Annotated in this window: 11 protein-coding genes and 1 pseudogene; 7 read left to right on the top strand and 5 right to left on the bottom strand. The window is 71.0% G+C overall.

The features are described 5' to 3' along the window. Nucleotides 1-462: 462 nt before the first annotated feature. Nucleotides 463-1218 carry a transposase family protein gene (locus JAO84_RS29980; RefSeq protein WP_017236966.1) on the bottom strand — a complete coding sequence of 252 codons (756 nt, stop codon included), beginning with the start codon at nt 1216-1218 and terminating at the stop codon, nt 463-465. Between the two features lie 507 nt (nt 1219-1725). Between JAO84_RS29980 and JAO84_RS29975 the strand changes: the two are divergent. The 3 genes and pseudogenes from JAO84_RS29975 to JAO84_RS29965 all read left to right on the top strand — a co-directional run. Continuing rightward, nucleotides 1726-1911, top strand: a pseudogene (locus JAO84_RS29975) (CorA family divalent cation transporter); the annotation flags it as partial. Nucleotides 1912-2086: 175 nt separating this feature from the next. After that, nucleotides 2087-2899, top strand: a complete 813-nt coding sequence (modA, locus tag JAO84_RS29970) for a molybdate ABC transporter substrate-binding protein (protein WP_370415630.1) — start codon at nt 2087-2089, stop codon at nt 2897-2899. A gap of 43 nt (nt 2900-2942) precedes the next feature. After that, nucleotides 2943-3635: a pyridoxal 5'-phosphate synthase gene (locus tag JAO84_RS29965; RefSeq protein ID WP_370415629.1), complete on the top strand. Its 693-nt coding sequence runs from the start codon at nt 2943-2945 to the stop codon at nt 3633-3635. A gap of 95 nt (nt 3636-3730) precedes the next feature. Here JAO84_RS29965 and JAO84_RS29960 read toward each other — a convergent pair whose 3' ends face one another. Next, nucleotides 3731-5647, bottom strand: coding sequence for an FHA domain-containing protein (locus tag JAO84_RS29960; RefSeq protein ID WP_370415628.1), 1917 nt, complete (start codon nt 5645-5647; stop codon nt 3731-3733). Nucleotides 5648-5981: 334 nt separating this feature from the next. On the opposite strand from JAO84_RS29960, the gene JAO84_RS29955 reads away from it, so the two are divergent. Then, on the top strand, nt 5982-6305 hold the full coding sequence (locus JAO84_RS29955; RefSeq protein WP_370415627.1) for a plasmid stabilization protein: 324 nt from the start codon (nt 5982-5984) through the stop codon (nt 6303-6305). An 88-nt stretch (nt 6306-6393) separates the two neighbouring features. Then, the gene (locus JAO84_RS29950) at nt 6394-6963 is read left to right on the top strand and encodes a type 1 glutamine amidotransferase domain-containing protein (RefSeq protein ID WP_370416897.1); all 570 of its coding nucleotides are present in this window, start codon (nt 6394-6396) and stop codon (nt 6961-6963) included. Nucleotides 6964-7019: 56 nt separating this feature from the next. On the opposite strand, the gene JAO84_RS29945 is transcribed toward JAO84_RS29950, so the two are convergent. Then, the gene (locus tag JAO84_RS29945) at nt 7020-7490 is read right to left on the bottom strand and encodes a universal stress protein (RefSeq protein WP_370415626.1); all 471 of its coding nucleotides are present in this window, start codon (nt 7488-7490) and stop codon (nt 7020-7022) included. Between the two features lie 180 nt (nt 7491-7670). Here JAO84_RS29945 and JAO84_RS29940 point away from each other — a divergent pair, with 180 nt between their 5' ends. Further along, nucleotides 7671-8630 (top strand): NmrA/HSCARG family protein, encoded by a 960-nt coding sequence (locus JAO84_RS29940; RefSeq protein WP_370415625.1) that lies wholly within the window; start codon nt 7671-7673, stop codon nt 8628-8630. A 16-nt stretch (nt 8631-8646) separates the two neighbouring features. Here the strand turns inward: JAO84_RS29940 and JAO84_RS29935 are convergent, their stop codons facing one another. Continuing rightward, nucleotides 8647-9951, bottom strand: coding sequence for an NAD(P)/FAD-dependent oxidoreductase (locus JAO84_RS29935; RefSeq protein ID WP_370415624.1), 1305 nt, complete (start codon nt 9949-9951; stop codon nt 8647-8649). A 79-nt stretch (nt 9952-10030) separates the two neighbouring features. Then, the gene (locus JAO84_RS29930) at nt 10031-10972 is read right to left on the bottom strand and encodes a LysR family transcriptional regulator (RefSeq protein WP_370415623.1); all 942 of its coding nucleotides are present in this window, start codon (nt 10970-10972) and stop codon (nt 10031-10033) included. 129 nt (nt 10973-11101) lie between these two features. Between JAO84_RS29930 and JAO84_RS29925 the strand changes: the two genes are divergently transcribed. Then, nucleotides 11102-12463, top strand: coding sequence for a D-arabinono-1,4-lactone oxidase (locus JAO84_RS29925; protein ID WP_370415622.1), 1362 nt, complete (start codon nt 11102-11104; stop codon nt 12461-12463).

Raw genomic sequence — 12463 nt, 5'->3', positions numbered from 1 at the left:
TGCCGAAACCGATCGACTTAGCCAGGGCCTCGGTCTCGCGGTCGGCGGTGCGTATCGCCGCGCTACGGACGTCGGCACCTATATTGCCCGTGACCCGGTGCCCGGCCGGGCGGAGGAGGTGCCGGCGGCCGCGGTGGACTGGCTGGCCACCACCGTCACGGCGCCGAGGGCCGCCGCGACGCGGTGCTTGTGGGACATGGCGATCCTTCCACCGAGCCAGGTTGGGGAGAAGACCGCAGAACGTCATCTGGGGGCGGCTAGCGGGGGCCGTTCGGCAGCAGTTGGCTCGGCTGTGACCAAGAGATTAGGGAAGGCAGGAGCTAACTGAAATCAGGGCAATCCCTTGACCTGGACTGGAGCGGCCCTGAGGGCGCACCACAGCCCGGCGTGAGAGGGCATCTGATCTAACGAGCTCGTGCACGGCAAGCGGTGAGACGTCGCGGGCTTCGGTGGGACCGGTCCTCACCTCTGTCGTCGGGGGTCCAGGTCCGCGGTCTGCTGGTGGGACAGTAGGCCGGCGACGGCCTGGACGGTGTCGCTGATGTGCTCGCGACGGCCGAGGTGGCGGGCGAGAGCCCGCCAGTTCTTGAGGTGGGCGATGCCGTGCTCGACCCGGATGCGGCGTGAGGAGTGCGCCTTGCGCTGTCGTTCGTACATCTCCTCGTACCAGTCCGGGGCGTCCTTCTTGAACTTCCGGTGCGGTGGCGTCACCACGCGTCCGCCGGCCTGGGCGCCGAGCCCCTGGTAGCCGGCATCGGCAAGGACCTCGACCACGGGCCCCTCGGCCAGGAGCTTGACCAGCCCTAACTGGCGGGCGTGGGTGATGTCCGCGCAGCTGCCTGGTCTGGCGGGGCTGCTGAAGAGGACCCTTCCGTTCTGGTCGGTGAGGACCATGGTTTTGACGGCGTTCTGCTTGTTCTTCCCGGAGATGAACACGTCGCGGTCCTTGTGTCCAGCGGCCGGCCGACGGACCCGGATCTCGGTGCCGTCGATGATGCCGGTCTGCCCACTGGCGCCGAGGTGGTCGATGACTTCGGCCAGCGTCCGGAGCCGGACGCCGGGGCTGATCGTGCACCCTCGCTCGGCGAGCAGGGGTCGTATCTCACCGATGGCCCGGGTGATGGTGGAGCGGTCGACTGCGAACCAGCAGGCCAGCACATCGTGGGTGACCCCGTGGCGAAGGTGCACGAGCGTGGCCAGGAGCCGGTCGACGAACATTAGCCGGTGCTTCGCACCGGCGCCCACAGCGTGCTTCCGCGGCCGAGAGGTCAGCTTGGCCTGGTGACGCTCAGGCCACAACGGCCCCACCTCGGCAACGATTTCAGCGATCACATCGGCAGACAGGCCCGTGATTCGACGGTTGCTGACGATCACTGCACGAGTCGCGTTCCCCACTACCCGACCATGATCAACCATCTCGGGCTCGACGTCTCACCGCTTACCGTGCACGAGCTCGTAGGGGGACACCATCGATTTCGACTTGCGAGGTGACTACGCTGCGCGACGCGAGCGGCACGCCAAACCCGCCCCTGGCCAGCGCGGATCCGCCCCCAAACCAACTGCCGCTGGGGAGAATCTGGGGAGAATGAGCCGCCCTGGGGAGCGGCTGGGGAGAATCGACTGCGTAAGACAGTGTCACCGTGAAAGCCCCGGAAAGCTGCAAACTCGCAGGTCAGCACAGCTCATGCAACGATCCACGCAGCTCAGCGCATTGAGGGCGACGACTTCAAGAAGATCTCCTCCTGGGCCGCCATCCTGTTCGCGCCCACGCTGGTGGGAACGATCTACGGCATGAACTTCGACAACATGCCCGAGCTGCACTGGGCGGGCGGGTATCCGTTCGCCGTGGTGCTGATGGCGGTGGTGTGCACGAGCCTGTACGTGGTCTTCAAGAAGAAGGACTGGCTGTAGGCGGCGCGACGGCTTCCCGACCGCTCGGCGCCCTGCTCGTCGGTTCCTCCAACCCCCCTCGCATTCGCCATGGAGGGTCCCACGATCTTGTTGCAGATGAGCCTGATGGCGCCCTACGGTGTCGCACATGCAAGCCCCGCGTCACCGTTCGTCGCTCACGAGTCGTGGAGAAGCCATGTCCCTCACCCCCGTCAGACGCCGTACGGCTGCCGCCGCCCTCGCCGCGACCCTCCTTGTGCCGCTCGCGGCCTGCTCGGCGAGCGACGGCACCGCGAAGGACGCCGACGGGTCCACGGCCTCCGGCTCCGCGGGCGCCGCGCACCGGGCGAACCTGACCGTCCTCGCGGCCGCGTCCCTGACGGACGTGTTCAAGACGGCGGGCGCGGCGTACGAGAAGGCGCACCCGGGTACGAAGCTCACGTTCTCCTTCGCCGGGTCGCAGGAGCTCGTCGCCCAGGTGTCGCAGGGCTCGCCCGCCGACGTGCTGGTCACCGCGGACGCCAAGAGCATGGACAAGGTGAGGGCCGACACCGGCACGCCCGCGATCATCGCCAAGAACCGGCTGGTCATCGCCACCGGCGAGGGCAACCCGCTCAAGGTCGACGAGCTGAAGGACCTCGCCGACCCCAAGCTCAAGGTGGTCCTCGCGGCCCCCGAGGTGCCCGCCGGCAAGTACAGCCAGCAGATCCTCGACAAGCAGAAGATCACGGTGAAGCCGGTCTCCCAGGAGCCCAGCGTGCGCGCCGTGCTGAGCAAGGTCGAGCTGGGCGAGGCGGACGCCGGACTCGTCTACAAGACGGACGCCGCGAGCGCCGCCGACAAGGTCGACGCCGTCGAGATCCCCGACGCGCAGAACGCCGTCGCCCAGTACCCGGCCGCCACCCTCAAGGACTCCGAGAACACCGAGGCCGCGGCCGCGTTCGTCGCCTGGCTGTCCTCGCCCGAGGGCCAGAAGATCCTCCAGGACGCCGGCTTCCAGAAGCCGTGACCCGACATCCGTAATGATCAGCCGGAAGGAAGCGAGAGACGACATGGCGGAGAGGGAGACTGGGACGGAGACGGGGCACGACGCCTCCGCTGTGCGGGACTGGCTGCGCGGCATCGAGGTGTTCGCCCGGCCCTTGCCCGACTTCGCGCCGGACGAGGCACCGGCCGAGCCCTCGGAACCGTTCCTGGCCTGGCTGACCGAGGCCGTGAAGGCCGGCATCCCGGACCCGCACGCCATGACCCTGTCCACCGTGGACGAGGCCGGCGATCCCGACGCCCGGGTGCTCATCCTGAAGAACGTGGACGCCTCGGGCTTCCAGTTCGCGATGCACGGCGGCAGCCCCAAGGGCGTCCAGCTCGCCGGCACCCCGCGCGCCGCGCTCACCTTCTACTGGGCGGAGTTCGGCCGCCAGGTCCGTATCCGCGGCACGGTACGGCCCGAGCCCGCCGACCGCTCGGCCACCGACTTCCTCGCCCGCTCGGCCACCGCCAGGGCCGAGGCCCTGCTCGGCCGCCAGAGCCGCTACCTCGCCGACCCGGAGGAACGCGACCGTGCCCTGCGCGACAGCCTCGCCAGGGTCGACGCGGAGCCGGAGCTCGTCGACCCCGCCTGGACGCTCTGCACCGTCGTCCCGGACACCGTCGAGTTCTGGCAGGCCGCCGCCACCCGCCTCCACACCCGGCTGCGGTACGAGCGGGAGGGCGCCGGCTGGCAGCGCCGCCGGCTCTGGTCCTGACGCCGCCGAACGCTGACCGTGCGGGGCAGGCGGGACAGGCCGAACGCGCCGTCCGGCGCGAGTGACCCCGCTCCGGACGGCGCGCGCACGGCTCGTCACGACGTGGCGGAGGACTTTCGCGCGGTGCTCGTGGCCTGCGCGTCCTGGCGGTAGAAGATGTCGATGTCGACCTCTTCGCCGCCGACGATCAGGGTGTCCCACGCCCCGCTGTCCAGGAGCGTGCGCAGGGTGGCCGAGCCGAGCGTCTCCAGGTGGTTCCGGAGCGTCGCGTCGTCGGGCATGCCGGGGACGCGTGGCGCCAGCCGGGCCCGGATCTCGCCCATGCGCTGCAGGAACGCCTCGATGTCGGCGGTCCGGTCGAGGTCCTTCCCGTCCTTCCCCTCCGTGCCTTCCGTCTCCTCGATGCTCTGGGCGATCTTCTCCTTGATCGCGCGGCTGACGCCGTTCTCGTCGGTGGTGATCATCGTGTTCCAGGCGCGGCTCTTGTGCCGGTACTGGAGCATGGACATGGCCGCCTCGTGGCGGGCGAAGTCCGCGTCCCGGAACGGCCGGCCCCTCCACGCGCCGTTGAGGGACCGGGCGAGCGAGATGGCCGAGCCCAGACCGCTGTTGAGCCCGCGCCCGGGCCAGAAGTGGATGGCGTTGGCGGCGTCGCCGAGCAGGAACCCGTACGTCCCCGGGGTGGTGGCGGTGGCCGGGTGCAGCCGGGTGGTGAACCGGGGCCGCTGCACCATGTCGAGCCGGAAGGCGGTGACCGCGCTCAGGTCCCGCTCGGCGACACCGAAGAGCGCGAGGCCCTCCAGCACCCGCTTCCACAGGGCCGAACCCCTGACCATGGCGGGCAGAAAGAGCGTGCTGTGCGTCGAGCACTGGAAGTCGCCGTGGTCGTCCCGCCCCATGACGCACGGGCGCGAGGCGATGCACTCCTCGAAGACATGCCGGACCGGGTCGATGCCGACGACTTCCGCGGCCTCGGCGTCGGTGAGACGCATGTTCAGGAATCCCTCGCCACGGAGGGAGTTGAGGAGAAAGCGGTTCTGCGCCACGGTCAGCAGCACGGTCATGGGATCCGTCAGGGTGGACTTGACGCGCAGACCCAGGACGACATCCTGAATGTGTTGACCGCGCAGCGAATAGATGGACGTGTCGGCGTTGCCGAACTTGTCGGCGAAATGCTCGCGGGTCCGGGAACGGCCGCCCTCGCAGATGGCGAGCACATGACCCTCGGCCGCCGTCTCCTCGTATTCGACCGGATCGAATGCGGCGGGAATCAGCTGGATGCGGTCAGGCTTCTCGTTGGCCATTTCGAGGAGGGTGTCCTCGATGTAGGCGATCCGCATGTTCCGGGGATTGCGGTCGCGGATGGAGTCGGGGCCGACCGGCCACATCTCGGAGAACGCGTCGCCGCGGAACAGCCTTTCCTGCACCTCCTCGGGGAGGTTCAGATACTGCCGGCTCTGCACCGTGACGACCTGCTGCCGCCGGACGTTGCCCTGCCCCTCGCTCATCCAGACGACCTTCGCGCCGTCCCGGGTCCACCGCCCGTCGTACACGGTGATGGCCACGCGAGGCCCCATGAGGTCTTCCAGGAGCAGCGCGAAACTCAGCCCGACGGGACCGCCGCCCGAAATCGTGACGCGCAGCACCGGGCCCGCGGCCGGCGCCTTCTCGGGAGTGGCGAGCGGCCGCAGCACGGAGAGGTCGAGGATGGTCTCCAGCGCGTCGGCCGCCTCGAAACGGAACGTCTCGGTTCCGATCTCGATGAGATCTCCGGGCTGCAGCTCGTGCGAGGTCACTCGCGTCCCGTTCACCCGCGTTCCATTACTGCTGCCACGGTCGTACAGCACGAAACCGTGACCCTCGCGGCGCACTTCGGCGTGGAACCGTGAGACGTTGCCCCCGGATATCGCGATGCTGTTCTCGTTGTTTCGACCCAGGGTTACCGCGGTGGTGCCGATCGGGAACTGCTGTCCAGCCAGAGAGCCTTGATGGCCAACGAGCCGAGGAGGCATGGGTCACCCATTTCCCTAAAGCACGGATCCGATGACGAATTGCGAGACCGGTCGCCCACGGCGGCACTCCTGCATCACACACCGCGAGTCGACCGGTACGCAGAGCAAGCTTAATGCGGCCACGAGGCCCCTGAGAAGTCATATGGACTGACTGATCAACACATGGTGTCCATTCCGTGAAGATGTAACAGGGGACGCCCGAGGGGTGCCGACGAGCTGGTGGGGAACACGGTTCGGGACGGCCTGAGCGCGTCGGGTCGCATGAACCCGCGCGGCCCGGGCAGCGGCCGGGCGAGGGGGTTGTGAGGGTCGTACGTGGCGAGAGGAGCGGATCATGCCCCGCGGATCGAGTGCCAAGCGAGAGCGGCAGTACGAGCACATCAAGCAGAGCGCCCTGCAACGGGGCGAGAGCAGGAAGCGCGCGGAGGAGATCGCCGCGCGCACCGTGAACAAGGAACGGGCCAGGGCCGGCGAGTCGGAGACGGCGAGCAAGAGTTCCACGCAGGACATGTCGTCCTCCCGGCGCGGCGGGCAGCGCTCGCACAGCGGGTCGCAGGGACCGACCTACGACCAGCTGTACGCGGAGGCGCAGCGGCGCAACATCCACGGCCGTTCGCACATGAACAAGGCCGAACTCAAGCGTTCCCTGGGCCACTGAACCCCGAGGCACCGAACGCTCGGGCACTGAACCCCGGGGCACTGAACCCGGGGCACCGAAGGAGCACATCGCCGTGACCCTCGACGGAATGAACGTCCTCGTCCTCACCACCAACTACGGAGTGGAGCAGGACGAACTCACCCGGCCCGTGGCGGCCCTGCGCGAGGCGGGCGCGGCCGTCACGGTCGCCGCGCAGCGGGTCGCTCCGATCCTGACCCTGGTCTCGGACCGGCGGCCCGGCGCCGTCGTCGCCGCGGACGCCGCCATGGGCGAGATCATGGCGCAGGAGTACGACGCGGTCGTCGTCCCCGGCGGCACGCTCAACGCCGACCGGCTGCGCACCGACCGGAGCGCCCAGCGCCTGGTCGGCGCCTTCGCCAAGGCCGGCAAGCCGGTCGCCGCGATCTGTCACGGCCCGTGGCTGCTCGTCGACAGTGAGGTCGTCCGGGGCCGCGAGGTGACCTCGTACCCCTCCCTGCGCACCGACGTCGAGAACGGCGGCGGCAGCTGGCACGACCGGCAGGTCGTCATCGACACCAGCGGCGGCTTCCCGCTCATCACCTCCCGCCGGCCCGGCGACCTGGACGCGTTCTCCGCGGCCCTCGTCCGCACGCTCCAGAGCCGCCTCCCCGCAGCACGGGAGCGAGCTCAGTCGTAACACCCTCGCGCAACGCCCTCAGTCGTCAGCCGTGAGGCGGCGGGGGCGTCACGGCGTCACGCCGCCTCCGCCTCCGCCTCCAGATGGCTGGTACCGGTGCGGACGATGACCACCGGGCACGAGGCGTGCACGGCGCACTGCTGGCTGACGGAGCCGAGCAGCAGGCTGGAGAAGCCTCCGCGGCCCCGGCTGCCGACGACGAGCACCTCCGCGCCCTTGGACGCCTCGATCAGCACCTGCGCCGGGTTTCCGCGGACCACGTGCTCGTCCAGGGGCACGTCGGCCGCGCGGGAGAGTTCGTCGCGCAGCTCGTCGGAGAGGGCGCGGCCGGCCGCCTCCGCGTCGAAGGCGGCGTCCACGGCCGGTGCGGACCAGCCGACGGCGCCGGGCAGGTCGTAGGCGGCGACGGCCTCCACCGTCCCGCCGATCAGACGGGCGTGCTGCACCGCCCAGCGCAGGGCCTCGTGCGAGGCCGGGGAGCCGTCCACGCCGACGACGACGCGTCGCTGCTGGTCATGGGTGTTCATGGTCGCAGTCCCTTCAGTCACGTCACGGATTGGTTCCGTCACGGATTCCGGCGGGCCCTTCACATTGTCGCCTGCCCACCGGTCTCCCGCTCACCCCTGGGAATCCGGGCAGCCGATCCGGGCGGCCCCGCGCATAGATGCGAGCGGTCCGGGAACGCGCGGAAGGAGGCGGATGACGTCATGACCGAGAAGAAGATCATCACAGTTTTCGGTGCCACCGGCCGGCAGGGCGGCGGCCTCGCGCGGGCGATCCTCGCGGAACACGGCGACGCCGCCGAGTTCGCGGTACGCGCGGTCACCCGGCACCCCGACTCGGAGCCCGCCCAGGAGCTGAAGCGGCTGGGCGCCGAGATCGTGCGGGCCGACATGGACGACGAGGCGAGTCTTCCGGCGGCCTTCGAGCATGCGTACGGCGCGTTCTGCGTGACGAACTTCTGGGAGCACCTGTCCGCCGAACGCGAGGGCGTCCAGGCGGAGGCGATGGCCCGGGCCGCGGCGCACGCGGGGGTGCAGCACGCGATCTGGTCCACCCTGGACGACACCCGGGAGTGCGTCCCGCTCGACGACCCCCGGATGCCCACCCTCCAGGGCCGCTACAAGGTGCCGCACTTCGACGGCAAGGCCGAGGCCGACCACCACTTCGCCGACGCGGGCGTGCCGACCACCTTCCTCCGCACCACCTTCTTCTGGGAGAACCTGCTGGGCGCCTTCGCCCCTGAGCACGGTGCCGACGGCGCGCTGTGGCTGACGTATCCGATGGGCGACAGCCGGCTCTCGGGGATGGCGTCGGACGATGTCGGCAAGACCGCCCTGTCGGTCTTCCGCCTCGGCGGCTCCGCCGTCGCCGCGACGATCAGCATCGCCGGTGAGCACCTGAAGGTCGCCGACATGGCGGCCGCCCTCACCGAGGCGGTCGACCGGCCGGTGCGCTACCGCCCGCTGACCGCGGACGAATGGCGGGCTCAGGGAGCCCCGGGGGCGGACGAGACGGGCAACATGTTCCAGTACTACGCGGAGTGCGAGCAGCGCTTCACGGACGCCCGGGACCTCGACGCCGTACGCCGCCTCAACCCCGCCCTGCAGGACTTCTCCACCTGGCTCGCCGCGCACCACGAAGCCCTGCGCAACGCCTGGACCTGAACCTCCCTCGGGCCGGTCAGGGGCGGGCGGCTCCGCGGTGGCGGAGGTTGATGAGCGCCGCCTTCGCCAGGGCCAGGGGGCTGAGGAAGCGCAGCGGGCCGATCAGGCGGGCGGCGAAGAGGTACATGTGGCGGGCCATCGCCTCGTCGCGGGCCGCCGCCGCGAACATCAGGCGCTCGCCCGGGTTGAAGGGGCGGGCCTTGGCGAAGTCGGCGGCGATCTGCTGGTGACCGCGCAGGCCGCGGCGGTGGCGGCGGGCGTAGCGGGTGAGGGCCGTGTCGAGGTCGCCTCGGCCGGCGGCGGCCGGGGCGACGGCCTCGGCGAGCCACTGGGCGGTCTGCAGGGCCCAGCCGCAGCCGACGCCCCACAGCGGGTCGCCGGTCAGGGCGGCGTCACCGATCAACGCGAGGCCCGGGGCGGTCGGCTGACGGGTGATCAGGGGATAGTCGACCGTGCCGATGATCTTCGAGACGCGTGTGGCGGCATCGACGGGCGGCGCGTCGGGAAGGCCGCGGACGAAGTCGAGGAAGCTGCCCTCCAGGTCCTCACGGAAGGCCGGCAGGCGCTTCTTGTCGGGGAGGACGGCGAGGACGGTGACGCCGTCGTCGTTCGGGAACGCGTACGCCATGTCCGGTTCCAGGAACCAGGTCTGGCCGATTCCGCCATGCAGCGGGAGGTCGCGGAAGTGCGCGAGGTAGCCGAACCGGGTGTTCCGGTGCTTCCGGGTGGGCACCCCGGCGAACTTCGCCACGGCGGAGTCCTTGCCGTCGGCCCCGACCACCAGCCGGGCCCGCAGCTCCCGCTCGCCCTGCGGCGTCGACGCCCGCACCCCCGCGACGCGTCCGTCCTCCCGTACGATCCCGGTCACCTGGTGGCCGAGCAGCAGGTCCACGCCGGGCGTGTCCGCCGCGCGGGCCCGGATCAGCGGGTCGAGGGTGCTGCGCCGCACGTTGTACCCGTGCGGCAGCGCGGGCCCGCCCGCCGCGGCGCGCGGCTCGATCCACCCCCAACGCGTGTGCCAGCGTGCGTCGTTCCGTAGCGCACCGGCCTTCTCAAGGGCGGGAAGGAGGCCGATCTCGACGAGGACGGGGTGCGCGTTCGCCGTGATCGAGTGGGTGCACAGCACCTTGTACGCCTCGGGGTCCGAGCGCCGTTCGAGCAGCGCGACCCGCGCGCCGCGCCGGGCCAGCAGGATCGCCGCCGTGCTGCCGGCAAGGCTCGCCCCGCTGATGACGACGTCGTAGTCGTACGCGCGCGCGTCTTCGTGCTCGTGCTCGTGCTCGTCCTGGTGCTCGTGTCCCGCGCTCTCGGGCCTGGTCATGGCCTGATCGCCCCCTTCGGGTTGCTGTCGCCGGCCGGAATGACGGCAGAGCAAGAGCTGTCAGGAACATGACCGTATGTCAAGAGGGCGGAGGGGTCGGGAGCGGTGCCTCGATCGTCGCCACGATCGCCGGCTCGCGTTCGCGGACCCGGCCCGCCGCCGTCACGAAGCGGTCGACGCCCGCGGTGCGGTGGCCCCGGCGCCAGGCGACGGCCAGGGTGGAACCGGGTACTCCGGTGAGCGGGACATAGCGCACGCCGGGGTGCGGGGTGTAGCGGGCGGCGCCGGCGACGGTGATCGCGCAGGCCAGGCCCGCGGCGATGACCTGCAGTTCCTCGGTGTGGGAGGTGGTGGTGCGGACGACCGTGGGCGGGCGGCCGCCACGGCGGTCGTCCAGGGTCCAGTAGCGCCGCCAGACGGCGTCGGCGGTACGGCCGACGGCGAGCGGTTCGCCGATGACGTCCGCGGCGGTGAGCGCGGTCCGGTCGGCGAGCGGGTGGCGCACCGGGAGCGCGACGACCAGGGGTTCGACGAAGAGCGGAAGCGTGTCGAGGTCGGGCACGGACAGCGGCAGCCGGACGAAGGCGACGTCGGAGGAGCCGTCGGCGAGACCCGCCGAGGGGTCGTCGAAGCCGGTCTCGCGCAGCTCCAGCCGGACGTCCGGGCAGAGCGCCGCGAACTCGGCCAGGATCGGCGCGGTCAACTCCAGCGCGCCGCCCATCACGAACCCGAGCCGGACCGTGCCCGAGACGCCGCGGCTCGCGCTCAGGGCGGCGGCCACCCCGGCGTCCAGGGCGGCGAGGGACTCCCGTACCGAGGCCAGAAAGGCCTCCCCGGCCGGGGTCAGCGCCATGCTGCGGGTGGTGCGGTCGACGAGACGGACGCCGATCGCGTCCTCGAGGTCGCGGAGCTGCTTGCTCAGGGCCTGCTGCGTGACGAAGAGGCGGGCGGCGGCCCGGCTGATGTTCAGCTCCTCGGCCACCACCACGAAGTTCCGCAGTTTCTGCGTGGCGACATCCACAACCGCTGATTGTAAATGCGGGCGCAACTCTTTGTTTCCCCGGGTAACGGCACGCCCCTACGTTGGCTGCCCATACGAGCCCCTCGTACACCGCCGCACGCGACGCACCCCCGACGACGGGAGTCGATCATGCAAGCACCCCCCGCGCCCCGCCCTGCGACCCATCCGGCGACCTGGCAGAACTGGTCGGGCGACGTCCGCAGCCGGCCCGCCCGCACGGTCACCCCGGCGACGCCGGACGAGGTCGCGGAGGCGGTCGGCGCCGCGCAGCGGGACGGGCTGCGGGTCAAGGCGGTCGGCTCGGGCCATTCGTTCACCTCGATCGCCGCGACCGACGGCGTGCTGCTGCGGATGGACCGGCTCGACGGGATCCTCTCGGTGGACCGGGCGAGCGGCCTTGTCACGGTGGGCGGCGGCGCGCCGCTGCACCGGCTCAACCCGCTGCTCGCGGAGCACGGCCTCGCCCTGGAGAACATGGGCGACATAGACCGCCAGACGATCACCGGCGCGATCTCCACCGGCACCCACGGCACCGGCGTCCGCTTCGGCAGCATCTCCACCCAGGTGCGGGCCCTGGACCTCGTCCTCGCCGACGGCACGGCGGTGCACTGCTCCGCCGACGAGCACCCCGAGCTCTTCTCGGCCGCCCGGGTCGGCCTCGGCGCCCTCGGCGTCGTCACCGCCGTCACCCTGCAGTGCGTGCCGAGCTTCGCGCTGCGCTGTGTCGAGGAGCCGATGCCGCTCGACCGGGTACTCGACGGTCTCGACGAACTCGTCGACGGAAGCGACCACTTCGAGTTCTTCTGGTTCCCGCACACCCGCACCGCCCTCACCAAGCGCCTCACCCGGCTCCCGGCCGACGCCCCGCTCGCCCCGGTGAGCCCGCTGCGCCGCTGGTTCGACGACGACTTCGTCACCAACACCGCGTACGAGGGGCTGCTCCGCCTCGGCGCCCGCTTCCCCTCCGCCGTCCCCGCCATCACCCGCTTCGCGACCGCCGCCGTCTCCGCCCGCGACTACACCGACGTCTCGCACCGCGTGTTCGCCACGCGGCGCGACGTGCGCTTCCGGGAGGGCGAGTACGCCGTCCCCCGCGAGCAGGCCGCCGAGGTGATCCGGGAGATCGGGCGCTGGACCGACACCCACGACGAGAAGGTGTCCTTCCCGCTGGAGGTCCGCTTCTCGGCCGCGGACGACATCCCGCTCTCCCCCGGCCACGGGCGCACCAGCGCGTACATCGCCTTCCACCAGTACCACCGGATGCCGCACGAGACGTACTTCGACGCCGTACAGTCGATCTTCGACGCCGTCGACGGCCGGCCGCACTGGGGCAAGCTGCACCGCCTGGACGCGGAACGGCTGAGGCGGCGCTATCCGCGCTTCGACGAGTTCACCGCGCTGCGCGACCGGCTCGACCCCGAGGGGGTCTTCCGCAACGCCTACCTGGACCGCGTCCTGGGTGTCCCCGGCGGCTCGGACCGGATCGGCTGA

The organism is Streptomyces fradiae (assembly GCF_041270065.1).
Taxonomy (GTDB): domain Bacteria; phylum Actinomycetota; class Actinomycetes; order Streptomycetales; family Streptomycetaceae; genus Streptomyces.
This window is presented reverse-complemented; position numbering and strand designations above follow the sequence as displayed.

Bases quoted from the DNA above. Each gene is read 5' to 3' on its own strand.
- JAO84_RS29980 (WP_017236966.1), bottom strand. From the start codon at position 1,218: ATGTTCGTCGACCGGCTCCTGGCCACGCTCGTGCACCTTCGCCACGGG.
- modA (WP_370415630.1), top strand. From the start codon at position 2,087: ATGTCCCTCACCCCCGTCAGACGCCGTACGGCTGCCGCCGCCCTCGCC.
- JAO84_RS29965 (WP_370415629.1), top strand. From the start codon at position 2,943: ATGGCGGAGAGGGAGACTGGGACGGAGACGGGGCACGACGCCTCCGCT.
- JAO84_RS29960 (WP_370415628.1), bottom strand. From the start codon at position 5,647: ATGCCTCCTCGGCTCGTTGGCCATCAAGGCTCTCTGGCTGGACAGCAG.
- JAO84_RS29955 (WP_370415627.1), top strand. From the start codon at position 5,982: ATGCCCCGCGGATCGAGTGCCAAGCGAGAGCGGCAGTACGAGCACATC.
- JAO84_RS29950 (WP_370416897.1), top strand. From the start codon at position 6,394: ATGAACGTCCTCGTCCTCACCACCAACTACGGAGTGGAGCAGGACGAA.
- JAO84_RS29945 (WP_370415626.1), bottom strand. From the start codon at position 7,490: ATGAACACCCATGACCAGCAGCGACGCGTCGTCGTCGGCGTGGACGGC.
- JAO84_RS29940 (WP_370415625.1), top strand. From the start codon at position 7,671: ATGACCGAGAAGAAGATCATCACAGTTTTCGGTGCCACCGGCCGGCAG.
- JAO84_RS29935 (WP_370415624.1), bottom strand. From the start codon at position 9,951: ATGACCAGGCCCGAGAGCGCGGGACACGAGCACCAGGACGAGCACGAG.
- JAO84_RS29925 (WP_370415622.1), top strand. From the start codon at position 11,102: ATGCAAGCACCCCCCGCGCCCCGCCCTGCGACCCATCCGGCGACCTGG.